General features: G+C 50.9%; 17 protein-coding genes. 7 read left to right on the top strand and 10 right to left on the bottom strand.

What is annotated here, in order from left to right; translation table 11 throughout:
- Nucleotides 1-27 precede the first annotated feature (27 nt).
- The 5 genes from JNC80_RS12055 (at nucleotide 28) to JNC80_RS12035 (ending at nucleotide 4,187) form a co-directional block, all read left to right on the top strand.
- Nucleotides 28-969, top strand: a complete 942-nt coding sequence (locus JNC80_RS12055; protein WP_245293647.1) for a LysR substrate-binding domain-containing protein — start codon at nucleotides 28-30, stop codon at nucleotides 967-969.
- A gap of 302 nt (nucleotides 970-1,271) precedes the next feature.
- Nucleotides 1,272-2,042: an amino acid ABC transporter ATP-binding protein gene (locus JNC80_RS12050; RefSeq protein ID WP_376710482.1), complete on the top strand. Its 771-nt coding sequence runs from the start codon at nucleotides 1,272-1,274 to the stop codon at nucleotides 2,040-2,042.
- A complete protein-coding gene (locus JNC80_RS12045) occupies nucleotides 2,042-2,683 on the top strand; it encodes an amino acid ABC transporter permease (RefSeq protein WP_376710481.1) in 642 nt (213 codons plus the stop codon). The genes JNC80_RS12050 and JNC80_RS12045 overlap by 1 nt, the downstream gene beginning before the upstream one ends.
- The gene (locus JNC80_RS12040) at nucleotides 2,680-3,333 is read left to right on the top strand and encodes an amino acid ABC transporter permease (RefSeq protein WP_376710480.1); all 654 of its coding nucleotides are present in this window, start codon (nucleotides 2,680-2,682) and stop codon (nucleotides 3,331-3,333) included. The genes JNC80_RS12045 and JNC80_RS12040 overlap by 4 nt, the downstream gene beginning before the upstream one ends.
- A gap of 23 nt (nucleotides 3,334-3,356) precedes the next feature.
- On the top strand, nucleotides 3,357-4,187 hold the full coding sequence (locus tag JNC80_RS12035) for a substrate-binding periplasmic protein (protein WP_376710479.1): 831 nt from the start codon (nucleotides 3,357-3,359) through the stop codon (nucleotides 4,185-4,187).
- Between the two features lie 76 nt (nucleotides 4,188-4,263).
- On the opposite strand, the gene JNC80_RS12030 is transcribed toward JNC80_RS12035, so the two are convergent.
- From JNC80_RS12030 to JNC80_RS12005, 6 genes are all read right to left on the bottom strand, one after another.
- Nucleotides 4,264-5,022, bottom strand: coding sequence for an SURF1 family protein (locus JNC80_RS12030; protein WP_376710478.1), 759 nt, complete (start codon nucleotides 5,020-5,022; stop codon nucleotides 4,264-4,266).
- Between the two features lie 229 nt (nucleotides 5,023-5,251).
- On the bottom strand, nucleotides 5,252-6,490 hold the full coding sequence (repC, locus tag JNC80_RS12025) for a plasmid replication protein RepC (protein WP_376710477.1): 1,239 nt from the start codon (nucleotides 6,488-6,490) through the stop codon (nucleotides 5,252-5,254).
- Between the two features lie 330 nt (nucleotides 6,491-6,820).
- Nucleotides 6,821-7,906, bottom strand: coding sequence for a plasmid partitioning protein RepB (gene repB, locus JNC80_RS12020; protein WP_376710476.1), 1,086 nt, complete (start codon nucleotides 7,904-7,906; stop codon nucleotides 6,821-6,823).
- Nucleotides 7,903-9,165, bottom strand: a complete 1,263-nt coding sequence (gene repA, locus JNC80_RS12015) for a plasmid partitioning protein RepA (RefSeq protein ID WP_075656952.1) — start codon at nucleotides 9,163-9,165, stop codon at nucleotides 7,903-7,905. The genes repB and repA overlap by 4 nt, the downstream gene beginning before the upstream one ends.
- A 424-nt stretch (nucleotides 9,166-9,589) precedes the next feature.
- Nucleotides 9,590-10,192: an IMPACT family protein gene (locus JNC80_RS12010; RefSeq protein ID WP_376710475.1), complete on the bottom strand. Its 603-nt coding sequence runs from the start codon at nucleotides 10,190-10,192 to the stop codon at nucleotides 9,590-9,592.
- Between the two features lie 109 nt (nucleotides 10,193-10,301).
- Entirely contained in the window at nucleotides 10,302-10,940 is a 639-nt protein-coding gene (locus JNC80_RS12005; RefSeq protein WP_376710474.1) for a TetR/AcrR family transcriptional regulator, read from the bottom strand.
- A gap of 153 nt (nucleotides 10,941-11,093) precedes the next feature.
- On the opposite strand from JNC80_RS12005, the gene JNC80_RS12000 reads away from it, so the two are divergent.
- Nucleotides 11,094-13,130 carry an oxidoreductase gene (locus JNC80_RS12000; protein WP_376710473.1) on the top strand — a complete coding sequence of 679 codons (2,037 nt, stop codon included), beginning with the start codon at nucleotides 11,094-11,096 and terminating at the stop codon, nucleotides 13,128-13,130.
- A 107-nt stretch (nucleotides 13,131-13,237) separates the two neighbouring features.
- Here JNC80_RS12000 and JNC80_RS11995 read toward each other — a convergent pair whose 3' ends face one another.
- The 4 genes from JNC80_RS11995 to JNC80_RS11980 form a co-directional block, all read right to left on the bottom strand.
- Nucleotides 13,238-14,926 carry a thiamine pyrophosphate-binding protein gene (locus JNC80_RS11995; RefSeq protein ID WP_376710472.1) on the bottom strand — a complete coding sequence of 563 codons (1,689 nt, stop codon included), beginning with the start codon at nucleotides 14,924-14,926 and terminating at the stop codon, nucleotides 13,238-13,240.
- Nucleotides 14,927-15,261: 335 nt separating this feature from the next.
- Nucleotides 15,262-16,509 (bottom strand): O-antigen ligase family protein, encoded by a 1,248-nt coding sequence (locus JNC80_RS11990; RefSeq protein WP_022711557.1) that lies wholly within the window; start codon nucleotides 16,507-16,509, stop codon nucleotides 15,262-15,264.
- 130 nt (nucleotides 16,510-16,639) lie between these two features.
- Nucleotides 16,640-17,965, bottom strand: a complete 1,326-nt coding sequence (locus JNC80_RS11985; RefSeq protein ID WP_376710471.1) for an ATP-binding protein — start codon at nucleotides 17,963-17,965, stop codon at nucleotides 16,640-16,642.
- Nucleotides 17,965-18,624 carry a response regulator gene (locus JNC80_RS11980; RefSeq protein ID WP_116088393.1) on the bottom strand — a complete coding sequence of 220 codons (660 nt, stop codon included), beginning with the start codon at nucleotides 18,622-18,624 and terminating at the stop codon, nucleotides 17,965-17,967. The genes JNC80_RS11985 and JNC80_RS11980 overlap by 1 nt, the downstream gene beginning before the upstream one ends.
- Nucleotides 18,625-18,974: 350 nt before the next feature.
- Between JNC80_RS11980 and dsbD the strand changes: the two genes are divergently transcribed.
- Nucleotides 18,975-20,864 carry a protein-disulfide reductase DsbD gene (dsbD, locus tag JNC80_RS11975; protein ID WP_376710470.1) on the top strand — a complete coding sequence of 630 codons (1,890 nt, stop codon included), beginning with the start codon at nucleotides 18,975-18,977 and terminating at the stop codon, nucleotides 20,862-20,864.
- The last annotated feature ends 30 nt before the right edge of the window (nucleotides 20,865-20,894 follow it).

The raw sequence follows: 20,894 nt of genomic DNA, 5'->3' as shown, positions 1-20,894 counted from the left end.
ACATGGTCACAGACCATGAATGACAGGGTGCCACGCCTCCCCCCGCTCAATGCTTTACGCGTCTTTCATGCGGTGATGCGCTATCGCAGCTTCCGCAAAGCGGCTGACGAATTATTTGTCAGCCCGCAAGCCGTCAGCCAGCAGATTAAACTGCTGGAAGACACATTAGGGATCATGCTGTTTGACCGTAAAGGCCGCATGGTTGACCCGACAGAACAGGCCATTCTGCTCGCGCATTTTGTACAGGCCGGCTTTGACGAATTTGCTGAGGGTGTGCGTCGCGTTACCAAGACCGGTCATCGCAACCGCATCAATGTCAATGCCAGCCCCTATTTTGCCACCCGCTATCTGATGGACCGTCTTGAGCAATTCCGTACCACCATGCCCGGCGTGGTATTACAGCTTACTACCATGGTAGAAATCCCTGATTTTTCCCGCGATGATATCGACGTTTCCGTGCAATGGGGCTTTGGCGAGTGGACAGAATTCGACCAGACTTTGCTGGTGCGTGACCCCAAAATTATCTGCTGTGCACCGGCGCTCGCACATCGCGTGCGCAAACCGGAAGATCTGCTGAGCATGACTTTGCTGCATCCGGTTCTGGCCACTAATTTATGGCAAAAAGTACTGCGGCACCTTGATCTGCAGGATATTGAAGCCAAAGGCGATGTACAGTTTCAGGATGCCGCCACCATGCGCCGCGCTACTCTGGCAGGGATGGGGATGGGGCTGGTTTCTGCCATTGATGCGATGGATGATCTTCGCCAAGGGCGGCTGATCGCACCGCTCGGCATTGATGCCCTGAGCACCATGAAAGAAGAAGATATTCCGGGTTTTTATCTGGTTGTGCCTCGCGGCTACCGGCGGGTGAAAACCATTGCGGCTTTTTGTGACTGGATCAGAGCAGAAGACTGGTCAGCCATGCTGCGCCGTGAAATGACCATCAGCGATATGCCTTACGATATTTAAGTAAGCCCTCAAATTATCTTGTGTCTGCACCTGTCAGCCTGCTCTTTTCGCAAGCGGCTGCGTGCTGAAACACGTCCGTTTTCTGCAAAATTTCCACCTGAAAATATCATCAAGAAAATCTTGTCGTTTAGCCACTTTTCTTGATTTGGTACGAGCCTCCGACGCGGCACACTGCTCTCAGCACGGGACGGTGTAAACAATTGCAAAATAAATAAACAGCTTTGCCAGCACGCCGCCGTCCTGCGGGGAAACATATTTCAGTGCCGCTCAGATTTTATCCGGCGGCGGTGACGGAAAAGGCAATGCAGCAGACACAAAATAACATCAAGCCACTGGTGCGCGTGGAAGCGCTTGAAAAGAGCTTCGGAGCTCTCACAGTACTCAATCGTGTGAGTTTAAGCGTTAATCCGGGCGGCGTATTGGCGATTATCGGGCCCAGCGGCTCCGGTAAAAGCACATTGCTGCGCTGTCTGAATTATCTGGAAGTGCCCGATAAAGGTCGCATCACACTCGGTGATATGGAACTTGTTGCCGAGAAACATCCGTCTCAGAAGCAAATCCTCGATCTGCGCCGTTCGGCAGGCATGGTGTTTCAGTCTTTCAACCTGTTTCCGCATATGAATGTGCTGGAAAATGTGTCGCTCGCGCAAAAACGCGTGCTCGGCCGCTCACAGAAAGAAGCTGACGAACGTTCCATTGAACTCCTCAAACGCGTGGGACTGGACTCCAAGGCTGCCGAATATCCGCATCGCTGCTCCGGCGGCCAGCAGCAGCGTATCGCGATTGCCCGCGCACTGGCACTGAACCCGAAGATCATGCTGTTTGATGAGCCGACCTCGGCGCTTGATCCGGAGCTTGGTCTTGAGGTTCTCGCGGTCATGCGTGAACTGGCGCAAGACGGTATGACGATGATTGTCGTGACCCATGAAATGCATTTTGCCGAGAGCGTTTCCGACCATGTGATGATCATGGCAGACGGCAACATCATTGAATCCGGCATCAGCAAAGACGTTATGCGTGATCCGCAGACAGAACGTGCACGCCGGTTTCTGCATGCCGTGAGAGATCGCTGATGCAGGATATTATTTTTAATATTATCAGAGGCTTGCCTGCGACAATCGCTTTAACAGCCGCAGCACTGATGATCGGGCTTGTTCTTGGCGTACCGCTGATGCTGGCGCGTATTTCCCGTCATAACTGGCTGCGCTACTCAGCCATGGCGCTGATTACTTTTGTGCGCAGCATTCCGCCGATTGTCTGGCTGTTTGTGATCTTTTTCGGGCTTGGCAGCGGTTATTTCCGTGTTGCCCCCTTCCCTGCGGCCGCAGCCGGTCTCGGTCTGATTGCTTCAGCCTATATGGCGGAGATTTATCGCGGCGCGCTTCTCTCCATTCATCGTGGTCAATGGGAAGGCGCTGCCGCTCTGGGTATGCATCCGGTGCGGATGTGGATTGACGTGATCATGCCGCAGCTTATCCGCGTCGCCCTGCCGGCAATGGCAACCTATGCCATCGGTCTTTTGAAAGATTCTGCAATTGCCTCGACAATCGGCGTTTCTGAAATGACCTTCTATGCCAATCAGTCCTCTATGGCGACCTATCGCGGGCTTGAAGTCTTTAGCTTTGTCGCCCTGCTCTATATCGCGCTCAGCCTGCCGGTTGCGTGGATGTCACGCGGTATTGATGCGCGTATGCGAAAGAAGGTGTCCCGATGATCACGGCTTTGGCGGAACAATTCCATAACTGGCTACCGCAAATGCTCAGCGGCCTGCGGATCAGCCTGATTGTCACCGGAATGAGCCTGCTGATCGGCATCCCGCTGGGCTTTTTTCTGTCGCTCGGCGTAATGTCCAAGGCAAAACCAACCCGCTGGGCGGCACTGACGCTTGTTGAAGTGGGCCGTGGTGCGCCGTCTCTGGTTCTGCTGCAATTTGCCTATTTCGGCCTGCCTTCTGCCGGTCTGACGCTGACCTCCTGGTCGGCCAGTATTGTGGCTCTGAGCTGGACAACCGGTGCTTATACCAGTGAGATCATCCGTGCCGGTCTGCAATCTGTCCCCGCAGGGCAGCGTGAGGCAGCTCAGGCGATCGGTCTGACACCGCTGGATATGATGCGCTTTATCGTTGTGCCGCAAGGCCTGCGTATCGCCATTCCGGCTCTGCTCGGCTTTGCGATCCTGATTTTTCAGACCACATCCTTGTGTTTTGCCATTGCGCTGCCGGAGCTGACAGCCCGCGCCTATGAAATTGGAACCAATACATTCCAATATTTGCCAGCCCTGATACTGGCTGGTCTTCTCTACCTGCTCATTTGCATTCCGGCGACGCTGATTGTCGGCGTCATCGAAGCCCGTGCGCAGCATTAAATAAGCAACAAAAAGGGGAAATCATGAATAAGTTTTTTACACTCACACTGGCTGCCGGTCTTAGCAGCACTTTTCTGGCAGGTACTGCTTTTGCACAGGATTGCACGCCGCAGCATAAAATCACCACTGTTGAAGCCGGTTATCTGACCATTGCAGCACCGACTTTCCCACCTTTTTCCATTCCTAAAGGCGAAAGCGATCTCAGCGGTGTGGATGGTGAAATCGTCAAGGAAATCGCTGCCAAAGAATGCCTGAAAATCAAAATCGCACCGGTTGAATATGCAACAGCCATTCCGTTTGTTGTTTCCGGTCGTGCAGATATTGCCATCGGCAATTATTACCGCACCGATGAGCGGCAGAAAGTGGTCAATCTTTCCGCTCCGCTCTATCTCGATCAGATGGGGCTTTATTCCAAAGAAGGTGTGACCACTGTTGCCCAGCTTGAAGGCCGCAATGTCGGAACCGTACAGGGCTATCTCTGGGTCAATGAGCTGAAAGCCATTCTCGGCGATAAACTCAGCCTCTATAACAACTATGTCGCGCTTTATCAGGATCTGGAAGCCGGACGTATCGAGATCGCAATTGACGGCGTTGCTGTCGGTACTGCCGCGCAGCAAGGCGGCGCTCTGAAAGATGTTCAGATTAAAGTTTCAGAAAAAGACGAGCGCGTACAAAGCTCTGTCTATCCGGCACAGGCCGGTCTGCCGCTTTCCAAAAACAATCCGGATCTGCTCGCTGCCGCCGATGATGTGGTCAAAGAGCTGCATAAATCCGGTCGTATGGTCGAAATTCTCAAAGAATACGGCCTGTCTGAGAGCGCTGCAGATGTCGGTGAAGCCCGCCTGATTAAGTAACAGGTTTTATTGATGGCTCCCCTGCTTTATTGATGGCGGGGGAGTTTTATTTAACTAGTTGATATTATTATACAATTTAATCATCATCTTCCGATTTCGGTTTGCCTTCATACCGGATCAGGAACACGGCCATGCCGAACACCATCAATGCCAATGAAAACCACGTCAGTGCATAAACCAGATGATTATCTGCAAATTTTACTACGGTCAGCCCGCCTTCCGGTCGGTCAGCACGGTTTTGCGCACCATTCGCATCAATGAAATAATCCGGCACATTCTTCACATCGGCATATTTGGCAAAAGCCTCAATATCGCGGGCATACCAGATATTCTTTTCCGGCTCATTCTGGCGCAGGAAGAAGCCTTTCGGCTCTGTCAGGCGTAGCAGGCCGGTGACTGTTGTTTCGCCTTCAATCTGACCGCTTGTGCGGTTCTCAGGATCGCGCTTGGCACTTGCAACATAACCGCGATTGATAAAGACGGTCTCGCCATTATCGCGCAGAAAAGGCGTAACAATCCAATAGCCTGAACCCCGCTCGGTCAGTGCACCGACGGCAATTTCCTTATCATTGAGGTAATGACCGGAGAGCGTCACAGCACGATATTCATAAGCTTTCTTGTCAGCATTCTGCCAGGCATTGATATCAGGCGCGGAAACAGGGCTTGCATTGATATTTTGCTCGACGCGGGCGATCAGGTCATGTTTCCAGCTCAGTCGTTTGACCTGCCAGAGACCAAGAGCACTTAGTCCAGTGATTAGCAGACCGGCAATCAGAGAAATCAGCACAATTTTTTTGCGTTTTGATCCGGATGAATGGGTCTGAATTTCTGTCATGAACTTAATCTCTTTTTGCCTTAGATGCTGCACATCGTGTCTATGCCTTATCCGTAGTCAGGCAAATCAGAATTTACATTACGCACAATTGTTTGAAAGCGTTGCTGTCATAAAAAGCGACTATGTCGGTACAATGACCCTCACTCAGAGCATTTCACAAGCAAAACAGGTCAACTTGGACAGGTTGTGATAATGCGACAAACAAAGGATTCAGTCTGAAAATAGACGCTTAGTGCCTCGTATTGGATAGGGCGCGCAGTGCGGGTTTTACGCAATATTGGCCGTGTTCTGCCTGTTCTGTTAATTTTCGCAAATATCCGCCAGCCGATTTGATCTTATCCGAGCGTTCTAGGATTGCCGCAAGTGTAATCGCTGCATTGATCTCTCCCATAATTTCACAAGCCTTTTGCCATGCAGAAGCGGTTATCCCGAGCATCGGACGAATATGCCCTGCCGTTAGTATTAAATCACGCCATTGATGAATACCATGCTGTGCGTAATGGCTGATCTGCGGACAATGTTGTAAAATTTCCTGAAGGTCAGGTGTTGATGTATGAGTTTGCACTTTAGAGTTATGCCGCAAATTTTTTGATATTGGCTCTGGTTTAATATTTTCGCGATTTTGTACCTGTTTGTTATCAAAAGATTCTATGTTTGAATTCTGAATGTGGTGCTCATTTTCGCATACATTGCCGCTCGTTTTTTGTTCTGAAACCTTTGAAAGATAAAGATTTTCCACGTTTTTGCGCAAAATGCTCAAAGCCTGTTCGCGTTTACCCAGATTTTCCAGCGTGCCATTGCGCTCAACGCGGCCGGAAAGTGCCTGTAACTGATCATAAAGAGTATTCCAGTCCCCTTCCCTCCCCTCATTGAGGGCGGCCAGAATGGTTTTGGAAATATCGCGGAGATGAATGGTAATATTGAAACGCAATTGCTGACGGATACGTGCCTGTTCACGCAATTCGCTTGCATGGGTTTCAATTTCTGAAGCCTTAAATGTCAGCGGTGACAGATCAAAACCAAAGGCCATGGCAATTTCACCATTGCTGTCGCGGCGCACAAAACGCTTACCATTGGGGCTGTCACGGCGCAAAATGAAACCAAGTTCAACGAGAATGGCAATATGACGACGGATTGTCGGTGCGGACATTCCACGCAAGCGCATGGAAAGCTCGTGATTGGACGGAAAGACGATCAGCGCGACACGGCTGTCGAGTATTTTATCGGGATAAAAACTCAGCAGAGCTTCAAGCACAGCAATAGTGCGCGAAGACAGCTCATAGGCTTCACGGGCTTCTGTTAAAGCACGCAACAGCTTCCAGCGATCAATGCAGTGATGATCCTGTTCAGTTTCACTCTGTTTCTGACGCAATTCTTTCTGTTGTTGACGAAGTTTTTCGTAACTCAGAAAATGCGCAGCATTCATCATTCGTCCGCCAAACGGGGACGTCGCAAAATGCTCAGTCATTTGTTACCTCATTTGAGGCAAGCAAAAACACTGCCGGAACATTGCCGACTCTTGACTTTTGATCGCGAAAGTGATTCTCTCTAATTGCTACATCGAAAGAGGGCTTCCGGTTCGGTAACGTTCAGGGGGCCTTTTTTCTTGCCGTTTTTTCCTATCTATTAAAACTGGCTTTGTCGTTTTCGGGGCTTTTGATCTGGTAGCGCCCTTCTCACTCCATAAACCGTGTGGTTCCTTCATTTATGCTGTTGATAATTTCAGTCTGTTATTTCTGAAATTATTTGTAACGCCTGATACGCATTACTAACGCGCAGAGAGAAGACGGGGATAGATTTATCCGTTTTTCTTCTGCTGAAATTGTTCATAAAGCTCAGCCATCTCACCGGCGAGATATTCCGCAAAACCTTCCGCATCGTGGCGTTGCAGATCAAACTGCGCCCTGCCCTGCTGTAACCGTAACAGGCCAAGGCTCTCGCCATTGCGTGTATGCAGCTTCTGTTCTGCAGGTTTATTTATTTCCGGCTTCTCTGTTGCGGTGAGCTTCTGGAGTAAATGCTGAAAGCGTAGATCCGTTTCCGCATTTTTGAAGTCACTGTCAGTAATAATACGCTGAGCCTGTTTGAGCTGCAGCTTATCACGCAGAACATCTGCTAATTGCATCCAGCGCGGTCTTCCGACTTTTGGTGCTGGCCCAATCGCACGGATAATCTGTTCCGGAATAGCTGCTGCCACTTGCAGGAACCGTGTCATTTCTGCCTTATGCAGCGACAAAGCATCCTGAACAGTGGAGCGTTCAAAACCACGCTCAATCAAAGCCTGAGCAAATAAAGCACGCTCAATGAAAGAAAGATCACGGCGTTCGCTGTTTTCTTTACCCTGCGCAAGAACGAGCTCTGCATCGGTCAGCGGCTTGATAAGGGCTTTTACCGGTAATCCAAGCCGCGCAGAGGCACGCATACGGCGGTGACCATAGGCGGCCTGAAAACGTCCCGCCTGATCGGGATGCGGGCGTACCAGAATTGGCACTTGCTGGCCATGCTGATGCAGGCTTTGCACCAGAGCCAGAAATTCCGGATCATCGGTTTCCTGACGGGTCAGACGATCTTCAACGAAGGAACCGTCAATCAGCGAAGCATCAAGTTCAACAACCTGATCGCCTTTGGCGAGGCTTTCAGAGAGTTGTTTGGCACTTTCCAGCTCTCGGGACATATCGGCCAAGGACAGCCCCATAGCCTTGACGGCGCCGGAACGGCTGGCTGAAGGACGGATCAGCTGATCGGGTGTTTTCTCCGGTACTGATGCCGGAGCCTCAGCTTGTGATGATGAGACTGAAACCTCTGGAGCTTGTGGCTCTGATGCTGCCGGTAAGGGCGCGCCGAACAAAGCCTTTAACTGATTTTTGCGGCTTGAGCTGTTCATGCCTTACCTCCCCTCGCCGGACGGTTCCAGGCGGAATGGATCAGTGCTTCGATCTCGCCGTTGACAGCTGTCAACGACTCCATCGCCCTGTCATAAGTGACACGACTGAAATTCTCGCGGCCAACTTCATAAAGTGTCTGTTTGGTCAGACCTGCATCGGAAACGGCGGTTGATTTAACCATGGGTGCTGTGAGTACACGATCGCCGAACTGGGCGCGCAGGAAGCCTGCAATCTGCGCCTGCGGGCCGTCATTTGGTTCATAACGCGTAATCAGATAGCGCAGGAAGTCGAAATTCAGCGATCCGCCGGCTTCACGTACAACCGAGAGCAAATCGGATGTCATGAACAGGAACTGGCTCATGGATGCGACATCAAGCATTTGCGGATGCACGGTAACAATCACTGATGTTGCTGCGCACAAAGCTGACAAAGTCAGGAAACCGAGTTGCGGCGGGCAGTCCAGAACAACCACGTCATAATCATCTGCGACTGATTGCAAAGCAGCCTGAACACGGGTGAAGAACATATCAGCGGCAGGGCCGCGACGCTCTGCCAGAACACGCGGCGTGGTATGCTCAAATTCCTGCAGTTCCAGATTGCCCGGCACAAGATCGAGCCCGTCAAAATAGGTTTTACGGATAATATCTCGTAAAGGGCGCTGTGCTTCATCATAACGGATAGCACCATAGAGCGTATCATTGCCGCTCAGATCCAGTTCCGGCTGATAACCAAACAAGGCCGACATAGATGCCTGGGGATCGAGATCAACGGCCAAAACGCGCAGGCCGGACAGAGCCAGATGCTGCGCCAGATGGGTAGTGGTTGTGGTTTTCCCCGAGCCGCCCTTGAAATTGGTGACGGCAATAACCTGCAGATGCTCACCGCGTTCTTCATCGCGCCACGGCAGATAGTTGCGGTTTTTATTCGCATTCTGCTCGGTCAGTAAATGACGCAGCGCATTAATATCTTCCAGCGTATAGAGACGGCGTCCGCCGGAGCCGGTTTCCGGTTGCGGGCCTTCACCGGCAATGGATAGTTGACGCAGATAGCTGTCGGAAACACCAATAAGCTTGGCCGCTTCACTGCTGCTGAATTTGCGCAGGATCTTGTTCGACGCCGGTGCAAACAGACGTTCGCGCATGGCTTGTAATTGCGCAGATAAAAGCTCGGCATCCGCAGCGATTGCGCGGTCTGCCGCCAAAGGTGCATTTGCAGCCTTGTTTGTGGTTGCTAAATGCTGCTGTGCATCAGCAACAATATCTGCCCAATTCGTCGTCAATTTATCCAACCTTTATGCGCAATGGCCGCGTATAGTCGTAAACCACTGCTTTTCTTTGTCCATCATGCTACGATTCGGACAAAATTACTAATCTGTTAACGCAAGTGCTTAAATCAACACTGGAAAACGCAAATAACAGATGCAGTGGCGAGTAACGGTAAACCGGCAAGATTTTGTAATTTTTCGTTAGAAGAGTGTAAAATCCTGCAAGGAAAGTCAAATTATTTATAGTTAACGGATATTAACCGCTCTGCAACGCATTCTTGCAGTTAAAAACCGATGCCGGTTATGGTGCGGAGATGCTCTGTGTGGGACTGGCGTGATGATGGTGTGAGTTTGCAAGGCTCATCAATCTGTGTCTGATCGTGATCCGGTTGACAGCTGTCAACACTGCTTGCCGGTTTCAGAAACTCAGATCTTCTGCTTTATCCGCAATCTGAATTCTGCCTGCCGTTATATCTGTGAGCATACGCAGCACAGCGTCTTTTTGATGTGACGGAATTTCCAGCCGCAAATCCGCTCCGGTATTATGAAAATCTTCCGATGCGATTGTCAGATGTTCGACCCCAGCAAGGCGCGCTTTTATCAAAGCGAGTTCAGAAAAATGTGCACGGATAAAACTTGTCTGGGTCGGGATAAGCTCAATCAGCTCGGAAGCGCGCAGACATAAGGCTGCGGTGCCGCCATAAGCACGGATCAGGCCGCCGCTGCCTAGCAATGTTCCGCCAAACCATCGGGTGACCAGCACCACAACATTGTCGAGTTCCAATCCGTCAATGGCTTGCAGGATCGGTTTGCCCGCTGTGCCGCTCGGCTCACCATCATCATTGAAGCGATAATTTTGCCCCATACGCCATGCCCAGCAATTATGATTGGCATCACTATAGGATTCATGGGCGATAAAATCTTTGGCAGCTTCTTCATCAGCGACGGGAAGTGCAATGGCAAGAAAACGACTTCGTTTGATTTCCTGCTCAAAAACTTCTCGTTTTGCTAGCGTAAACATGGCGTCTCAATTTCTGCAGATGAATGCTGTCTGACAATATCTATTGTTTTAAAGCGCATGAATATTGTGAATGTTCTGATAGCAGATAATGTCCGCAGCACCAAATGCATCACGAATAATGCCGGTAGGAATGACGCTGATGAAATTGCTCAAGCTCGCGGGCAGAGGGCAGGGTGCCGGAAAATATTGCGACATAAGAAGGCACACGCTGCATTCGTGTTGTCACATCTTCATTTGTATTGAGGCTGATATAACCGATCTGGGTGAGATAGAGTGCTCTTGAACGGACATCTGCCAGCAGAGGCTCACAACCGTGGCGGATAAACATAGATCGTATAGCTTCAAGACGGCTAGCGTCAGCCTCATTTAAAGCCTGCGCAACCGCAGGAGACTGTACACCCCAACTGCGCACAGCATGTTCGAAGCTGCTGTCGAAGACCGTGCGGTCAAGCCAGCAGTCAAACAAATTGAGGGTGGCTTCGCTCAGGCTTTGTGCATCTGTACCGGCCTGCCGGAGCAGGGCTGTGGTATTTTTTTCCTGCCAAAGTTGTAACAGCGCATCAAGCAATGCATCACGGTCTTTAAAGAACCAGTAGAAACTGGTGCGTGATAATTTCAGCATTTTGGCCAGTGTCAGAATCCGGACATTGTCGATACCGCTTTCCAATAATACCTGATAGGCGGCATCCAGCCAGAGTTCCTTTGAGCCACGCCAGCCGCTCTCACCGTCATTATCAATCGCGGACATATATAATCCTTTTAAAATTATTATTATAATTCAGATGTTTAAGTTCACTAAAGGGGGGCATCTTAACCTGACTGCGATAAAATGTACACTGCTGTATATAAAATTGACAGTATTGTACATTTTAATTAGGCTTCCTCAAAAAAGGGGAATGCAATGAACAATGATCCGCTCTTACAGCCTTATCAGCTTAAACATCTGCGGTTACGTAACCGTATTATCACAACATCCCACGAGCCTGCTTATCCGGAAGACGGCATGCCGAAAGATGCCTATCGCGGTTATCATGTGGAGCGTGCAAAGGCTGGTGTGGCGCTGACCATGACTGCCGGTTCGGCAACGGTCTCGCGCGATAGTCCGCCGGTCTTCAATAATGTGCTCGCCTATAAGGACGAGGTGGTGCCGTGGATGAAAGCGCTGGCAGACGAATGTCATGAATATGGTGCAGCGGTGATGATCCAGCTCACCCATCTCGGCCGCCGTACCCGTTGGGACAAAGGCGACTGGTTGCCAGCTGTCACCTCGTCTCACGAGCGGGAAGGGGCACACCGCGCATTTCCGAAACGTCTCGAAGACTGGGACATTGAGCGGATTATCAAAGACTTCGGCGATGCGGCAGAGCGTATGCAGGCGGCCGGTCTCGACGGGATAGAGTTGCAGGCCTATGGCCATCTGATCCAGCAATTCTGGTCACCGGTAACCAATGATCTCGACAATGCCTATGGCGGTTCGCTGGATAATCGGTTGCGCTTTACCTTTGATGTGCTGACAGAAATCCGCAAACGGGTGGGGCCGGAATTTATCGTCGGTATCCGTTATACCGGCGATGAAATGATGGAAGGCGGCCATGATAAGGAGGAGGGGATCGAAATTTCCCGCCGTCTTAAAGACAGTGGCATGATTGACTTCCTGAATGTGGTGCGCGGCCATATTGATACTGATCCGGCAATGACTGACCTTATTCCTATTCAGGGCATGGCTAATTCACCACATCTGGATTTTGCCGGTGAAATTCGCGCGGCGACCAATTTTCCGACTTTCCATGCGGCGAAGATACCGGATGTGGCAACTGCCCGCCATGCCATTGCCTCCGGCAAGCTCGATATGGTGGGAATGACCCGCGCGCATATGACCGATCCGCATATTGTGCGTAAAATTATTGAGGGAAGAGAAGAAGATATCCGCCCATGTGTCGGTGCGAATTATTGCCTCGACAGGATTTATCAGGGCGGTGCCGCCTATTGTATTCATAATCCGGCGACAGGGCGTGAACTGACCATGCCGCACACGATCAGCAAAGCACCGGTTAAAAAGAAGGTTGTGATTGTCGGTGCAGGGCCAGCCGGTATGGAAGCCGCCCGTGTTGCCGGTGAACGCGGCCATGATGTTGTGGTTTTTGAAGCCGCGGACAGGGCAGGCGGGCAAATCCGTCTCACCGCACAATCACCGCGCCGTCGTGAGATGATCAGCATTATCGACTGGCGTATGGCACAATGCGAACGCTTTGGCGTGCAATTCCGTTTCAATACATGGGCAGAGCAGGCGGAAATTGAGGCTGAAAGCCCTGATATCGTGATTATTGCCACCGGCGGCATGCCGCATGTTGAAATGCTTCCCGAGGGTAATGATCTTGTTGTTTCCGCATGGGATATTCTCTCCGGTGATGTCAAAGCGGGCAGCAATGTGCTGATTTTTGATGATGCGGGCGACCATGCGGCTCTGCAAGCGGCAGAAGTGCTGGCAAAAGCAGGAGCAAAAGTTGAAGTCATGACACCTGACCGGAGTTTTGCGCCGGAAATCATGGCAATGAACCTTGTGCCCTATATGCGCAGCCTGCAGAAAGACGGGGTAACTTTCACCGTGACCTATCGTCTTGATAAAGTCACCCGAAACGGTAACAGCCTCACTGCGCATATCGGCAGCGATTATGGCGGTGTAGACAAACAACAGGATCACGATCAGATCGTGATTAATCACGGCACAAGACCGCTGGATGATCTGTATTTTGAACTCAAGCCGCAGTCCAGAAATCTCGGTGCGGTCAATTATGATGATCTGATCGCCGGGCAGGCACAGCAGGTTAATAAAAATGAGAGCGGCCGCTATCAGCTTTATCGTATCGGCGATGCTGTTGCCGCGCGTAATACCCATGCAGCGATTTATGATGCGCTGCGTCTGATGAAAGATATCTAGCCCTTAAACAGGGGAGGGCTTTGATAAAAGATGCCCTTAAAAAAAATTACCCCCTCCCCTTCCGGTCAGAAGGGGAGGGGGTAATTATTAAGCCGGATAAAGACAGATCAGCCTTTTTGAGCAGCCAGAGCCTGCTCACGCATCGCGCTCAGGCTCATTTTCGGTGTAATCGCTTCCTGATCAATTCGGATTTCAATCAGTGCAGGCTTGCCTGAAGCTACGCAACGTTCAAAAGCCGGTACAAATTCATCCGTTGCTGCAACTGTTTCACCATGCAGGCCATAGGCTTGTGCCAACGCTGCAAAATCCGGATTAGCGAGGCCGGTGCCGGAAACACGACCCGGATAGGTGCGTTCCTGATGCATACGGATGGTGCCATACATGCCGTTATTGACGACGATAAACACGACACGAGCATCATATTGCATGGCTGTTGCCAGTTCCTGACCATTCATCAGGAAACAACCGTCACCGGCAAAAGCAATGACAGTGCGGTCACGGTCGGTCAGTTTGGCAGCAATCGCTGCCGGTACACCATAGCCCATGGAGCCGTTGGTTGCGCCGAGCTGGGTGCGGAAGGTCTTGTATTGATAAAAACGATGCGGCCATGCAGTGTAGTTACCGGCACCGGTGGTCATAATCGTATCTTCAGGCAGATTTGCACGCATCCACTGCATGATTTCGCCCATCTGCACATCACCCGGAATTGGCGCATGTTGCAAATTATCGTTGTAATTCTTGTTCAGCTCGGCTGTCCAGGATGCCCATTTATCAGAACCGATCTTGCCAAGACCGCGCAACTGCTTGGCAAAAGCAGCCATTGTCGCATTGATCGGCAGGGTAGGGTAATAGACGCGTCCCAGTTCTTCCGCTCCGCTATGCACATGGATCAGTTTCTGGTTTGGCACCGGAATATTGACCATTGTATAGCCGGCACTGGTCATTTCCCCGATCCGCGCGCCGATGACCAGCAGCAAATCGCTGTCTTTAATGCTTTGCAGCAGTTTCGGGCTTGCGGATGTGCCAAGTTCGCCGGCATAATTAGCCAGCGCATTATTATAGAGATCCTGACAGCGGAATGATGTGGCAACAGGCAGATTATTCGTAACGCAGAAGGCTTCCGCATCAGCCACAGCCTGTTTATTCCAGCCGCTGCCGCCGAGCATGACTACAGGGCGCTCTGCTTGCTTCAGCAGATCAGCCAGTTCCTGCAATTGCTCTGTACCGGCAGAGATTTCAACCTTTTTATGTGCCGGCACGTCAGCAACACTGGCATGAGCTGTCAGCATATCTTCCGGCAGTGCCACAACAACAGGACCCGGACGACCATTCACTGCGCGATGAAATGCCTGAGATACCAGTTCCGGAATACGGGCAACATCATCAATCTGCACCACCCATTTGGCCATCTGGCCGAACATGCGGCGATAATCCACTTCCTGAAAGGCTTCGCGCTCAACCTGATCGCTGGCAACCTGTCCGATAAACAGGATCATCGGGGTGGAATCCTGAAATGCCGTATGCACGCCCACAGATGCGTTGGTTGCACCCGGTCCGCGGGTGACAAAAGCAATCCCCGGCTTGCCGGTGAGCTTGCCATAGGCTTCCGCCATATAAGTCGCACCGCCCTCCTGACGGCAGACAATCAGCTCAATATCCTCTTTTGCATCATGCAATGCATCCAGAGCCGCCAGATAGCTTTCACCCGGTACGCAGAAAGCTCTGTCCACGCCATTGATGCGCAAAGCATCAATCAGGATCTCTCCGCCTGTCCGGTGATTATTTTTATGATTCATAGCCGACATTTCCTCAATAATGTTCGCCTGCAGTGACTGTAACCGCACCGGTATCCCCCCGGATAACCTTGTTTGCGGTTAACTGCCGTCCGGAGCATAGCGTGCTCCGGTTTTGTTTTGCATGCCGGTGCCGAATAACCATGTTCCGGTTTTTCGCAGCATGCTCCTAATCCGTCTCCCACGGATATAAGATCACAGAAATACAGTTTGAAAATTGAGCTTAGTCAACAACAAGCACAATCATTTGTGATGAATAGCAATCACATTGTGCTGCTTATTCATCATTTGGCCGGAGAGCGGCTGCAAAATGACGGATGAAGCGGAAATTTAGCGATTTAACGGGCTTTGACGCGAGCATGAAGGCGCAGGGCAAAAACCGCCGCCAGCAGTGAAAACCAGACCTGCCCGCGCGGGGCAAAGAACGGCGATTCCAGAGAGGCATAGAGCATCATAAAAACCCAGATACGCAGATACATGACTGCGAGTGCCGGATCATTGCCGGATTTCTGGGAGCGATGATAATCCAGAAGCGGACAGAACAGCATCCAGACAATGAAAAGCGTGATGCCGATCAGCCCTGTTGTCATCATCAGGTTAATATAACCGTTATGCGCATGACCGGCTCTTGATGCCCAGGTCTCTATCTCATAGCCGCCATTGATCAAATGGGACATATTCCAGAATGTATCAAAGCCGAAACCGACCCACGGATGCGCACGCAATTGCTCCAGCGCGAATTTCCAAATTTCGGTGCGCCCTGTAAATGTCGGATCCGAGATCAGGCCTGTAACAAAATCCTGCACAGGCAGGCTCACAACCGTGCCGACCGTGAGCAGCAGCATCAGCCCGACAGGTATGATCGCAGCGAGATATTGCAGCGGCAGCAATCGCACAAAGCGAATAATCTCGGCCACGAGAAGAGCGATAACAATCAGACCGATGGAGGTTTTGTTGTTTGAAAATATCAGGAAAATCGTAGCCAGAACAATATTCAGAGCCGGTATCAGATAATCATCTTTGCGCAGCAGATACAGATTATAGATGATCAGTACGATCATCGCAGGTCCTGCAATATTCTTATGAGAAAAATGCCCGCGCCACGAACCGGCATTAATCAGTTCCAGCACCTCAGCTTCATTATGAATGGAGACTTCCGGCATGAATATCACGCCGAAATAAGACAATCCCAGAATGAACAGGCTTAGATATTTCAACATGCGCTGAAAATGCTGCTGGTTTTCAGGCAGAATGACCCAAGCCATTGCGGTCACAATCACCGTTATACTGTAGACATAACGGCGGAAGGATATACCGGAATAATCAGACGTGAAGACTGTAATGAACTGCCACAACAGCAGGATAATCAGCAATGGCGACAGCATTTTGAGGGCAATTTGCCAATTTGCCAGCAAATAAAGCGCAGAGATAAAGAACAGTGACAAAGACACAAGCTGCTGGAGCGCATTGCCCTGTTCCTGTGCGAGCAGCACCGAAGGATCACGTAAATCCATAAAAGGTGTCAGCGTGACCCAGAACAAAAGAAAAATCAGTACAAACAGGAGCGTCTTACCTGTCCGGTTCACTAATTTTTCCTTTCAAAATCATTATCTATTTAAATAGCACTAATATAGTTCATTCTGAGCTTATTTCATTCTAGCACTTATGTATTTAAACTTCTATAATCTTGAAATTATGTCTGATTTTTGACTGAAACTATATCCAGCGCAGCTCGGCTTCCATACCCATACGATCTTTCCGGTTTCGCAAGTTGAAAAGCACACCGACACGTTTGGCGGCCGTTTCCACAATGGTCAGCCCCAGTCCGGTGCCGGTCTGGCTCTTATTGCTGCCGCGATAAAAACGTGTGGTCAGCAACGGGATTTCTTCCTCCGCCACGCCGGGCCCGCAATCTTTGACGACAATGCCGTTGCCGGTTGGCAGGCTTTCCCAGCTGATAGTTTCGTTCTGCGGTGAATAATGCGTCGCATTTTCATAAATATTGCGCAGCATCAGTGTGAGATTATGCCGGTCGGTCTGTATCACCTGTTCATAAAGAGCCGGATCAATGCGGTTTTCGACTTTTCGTCCGCTGACCGGATTTTGAGCAATGATTTCCTCAGCCAGCTGACCGAGATTGACCTTCTCACTCACCACGGGAGAGGCATCGGCATCCAGCTTGGCCAAAGCCAGCAATTGGCGGACAAGGCGGGTTGTCCGGTCTACGGACAACAGAATTTGCTGTAATGCGCCTTCTTTAATTGCCGGATCGGCTGCCGCAAGTGCAATTTGTGCCTGTGTTTTCAAGCCGGCGAGGGGGGTGCGCAATTCATGGGCGGCAAAAGCCGTTACTTCCCGTTCATGGCGCCGTGCGGCTTCCACTTTGATAAACAGCCCGTTCAGTGCATCGGCCAGTGGCCGTACTTCGGAAGGGATATTCGCTGCCTGCAACGGCCGCATATCATCCGCATCCTTTTGCCGGACTTTATCCGCCAGCTCATGCAATGGCCGCAGGCCACGGCCGAGACTGACCCAGATCAGGAAACCAAGCAGCGGCAGGATCAGAATAACCGGAGCGAGAAGCCCTTTAACCAGATCGCTGACGAGACGGTCACGCAAAGCCAACCGGTCTGCAACGATAATTCTTACGCCTTTTGCAGGATCAACGATTGTATAGACACGCCATAATTCACCCTCAACCACCTCATCGGAAAAGCCGGTGCTGTTACCTGCTATTTTAATGTCCGGTGCGCCGGTTGAACTGCCGACGAGTTCGCCGTCCAGTGACCAGATTTGACAGGAAAGATAACGTTCATAGCTGCCATGCTCATGCGGCAGGCTGATGGCTTTGGTTGTGTTCATGCCGGTGGAGGCATTGCCCAGCAGCGAATGCACCATGCGCGCGGCTTCCTGCAGACGTGTGTCGAGCACTTTTTCAAGTTCGTTGTGGCTGTTGAAATAGGTCCATGCAACAGCACAGGCCCAGATAATGCCTGTGGCTGTGACGAGGATAATAAACAGTCTTTTATGCAGAGAAGTCATTATGTTACCCGCATCCGGTAGCCGAGGCCGCGCACGGTTTCAATCGCATCCCGCCCGACCTTATTGCGCAGATTATGGATATGCACTTCGACAGTATTGCTTTCCACTTCTTCCTGCCAGCCATAGAGCCTTTCTTCAATATCACTCTTGGAGCGAATAATGCCGGGTCTTTCCATTAAAGCAGCCAATACGGCAAATTCTCTGCGTGACAGCGGAACCCGTTCGCCTTTCACTTTTGCATTGAGGCTGGAAGGATCAAGCTCTACATGACCGGCAATCATGACCGCGCGGGCGCGTCCGGCACCGCGGCGGGCGATGGCTCTGACCCGCGCTGCCAGTTCATCGAGATCAAAAGGTTTGCCCATATAATCATCAGCACCACTGTCCAGACCGGTAATACGGTCTGAGGTTTCGTCCAGCGCAGTCAGCAATAAAACCGGTGTCTGATCTTTATCAGCGCGTATTTTCTTCAAAACATCAAGGCCGGAACCGTCCGGCAGCATCAGATCCAGCACAATCGCGTCAAAGCGTGAGCACGCCAATGCGGCCAGCGCATCTGCACAGGTAGCAACCTGATCCACGGTTGCGCCGGTCAGACCCAGCCCGACCTTCAGGCCGTTGGACAAAACCGGATCATCTTCCACTACCAAAACACGCATCTTATTCTCCGGAACATTCTCGCTTTCAGGCCCTCTTTCAGGCCCGCTTAGGAATGCACTTTAACCATCAATATTGTTCCGCTTAACTTTTGCGGTCTATTATCTGTAAGACTGGCTTTTCTGCCTTAAGGCTGACTTAAGGTCATAAGATAGTATGGACATTATAACAGGCATCCGCCTATCTGTGTGATATTCGGGCGTCTTATTAGGGTATCGCATACAAGATTCTAGAGCGTGTTGAGTTTAATGGCATTCATGGCACTCGCTCTAGGTTCTTTCAATTGTCGCATGTTCGCGAACGCTAAATGAACTCATTTAGCTGCGACATGCTTTAGTTTTCGCAGGATAATATGATCCGACATTTTTACCGACAGCTTTTCAGTCTGCTCTTTTTCAGCATTGTATTATCTGCTGCTTTTACACCTGTGACCGGTATTCAGGCTGTTGCGCAAACCATGCGCAGCGCTGAAGAGGTTATGCAATTGAGTGTCACGCGCGATGAGAAAAACGCGCTGCAATTCCAATGGAATATTGCGCCTAAAATTTACATGTATCGCGACAAGATACAGGTGGAAAAACCGGACGGCACAGTACTGCCCGCCGATGTCAGTGAAGGTGTCATCAAGGATGACATGAATTTCGGCCGTACCGAAGTTTTGTATAACCGCGCTTTTGCACAGGTGCATGAAAATGCGCTGCCGAAAGACGGGCATGTTCTGGTGCGCTGGCAGGGATGTGAGGAAGATAGTATCTGCTATCCGCCGGTAACACGCTCGCTTGATCTGCAAACACTGGAGCTTTCCAAAGTTGCGCTGGGTCTGGGAGGTCTGTCACAAACGGAACTTGCTGCTCCTGATTTATCACTGACCGATGATACTGCGCCTGCACAGGAAACCGCAGCACCGGCTGAAACCGGATTGATTGCAAGCCTCACCGATGTCAGCACGGAAGAAGTGACGGCATGGCTTGGCTCCAATTTCGCTTTCATGCTGGCCGGATTTTTTGGCTTTGGTCTGTTACTGGCACTGACACCCTGCGTTTTCCCGATGATTCCGATCCTGTCGGGAATGCTGGCAAAATCCGGTGAAAAACTGTCATCCGGCCGTGGTTTTGTCCTATCGTCGGCTTATGTGGTGGCGATGGCTGCAGCCTATGCCGTGCTTGGCTTTGCCGCATCCTGGTCGGGCTATAATTTGCAAGCCGCATTGCAAACACCTTATGCACTTGGGTTTATGGCATTGGTGTTTGTCGCGCTCGCTTTGTCGATGTTCGGCTATTATGAATTGCAACTACCGCAAGGCTGGACAAATTTCTTCAGCCGCAACACATCCGGCAAAGGCGGTGCAATCAGCGGCGCTTTGGTGCTTGGTTTTGGTTCCGCGCTGATTGTCGGGCCTTGTGTGACCCCGCCGCTTGCCGCTGCATTGCTCTATGTTGCGCAGACCGGTGATGCCGTACGCGGTGCCTCTGCTCTGTTCGCTCTGGGACTGGGCATGGGTGTACCGCTGATTGTTTTTGGTACATTTGGCGCAAAATATCTGCCGAAATCTGGCCCGTGGCTTAACACAATCAAACAGATTTTCGGCGTTGTCTTTCTGGGGCTGGCGATCTACATGATCCTGCGCTTGCTTTCCGACGAAAATGCAATGTTGCTGCTGGCGCTCACAGCACTGGCTTGCGGTGTTTTCCTCGGTGTGTTTGACCGCCTGAGTGCTAAAAGCACCGCATGGATGCGCCTTGAAAAAACAACCGGCATTGCCGCTTTGATCTACGGAACTTTGCTGATGGTCGGTTTTGCAGGCGGTTCAACCGATCCGTGGCAACCATTGGGCTTTTTACAGGGCAGCACCCAACAGATTGCACAGACTGCTACAACCCAGCCGGTCAGAATTGTAAAAACTTCAGCTGAATATGATCAGGTGCTCAATCAGGCAATTGCGACAGGTAAGCCGGTGCTGGTGGACTTCACCGCAGACTGGTGCACGACCTGTAAGAGCAATGAAAAAGTGATGAAAAATCCGGAATATGCGGGACGTCTGGGTAATCTCACACTGATTAAAGCGGATATCACCGATTATAATGATGCCAGCCGTGATCTGATGCAGCGTTTTAATGTTGTCGGACCGCCGACGCTGATGTTCCTTGAAGCACAAACAGCAAAAGAACAAACGCAAAATCGCATCATTGGCGAGCTGACACCGGACAAGCTGGACAATCGTCTTCAGGCACTCGGCCTCTGAGCCGCGCCAACCTTATTTACCTATTGCATT

Source organism: Pseudochrobactrum lubricantis, assembly GCF_041929865.1.
GTDB classification, from domain to species: domain Bacteria; phylum Pseudomonadota; class Alphaproteobacteria; order Rhizobiales; family Rhizobiaceae; genus Pseudochrobactrum; species Pseudochrobactrum saccharolyticum.
Note: the sequence above shows the minus strand (reverse complement) of the source record. Positions and strands in the feature narration are given on the sequence as shown.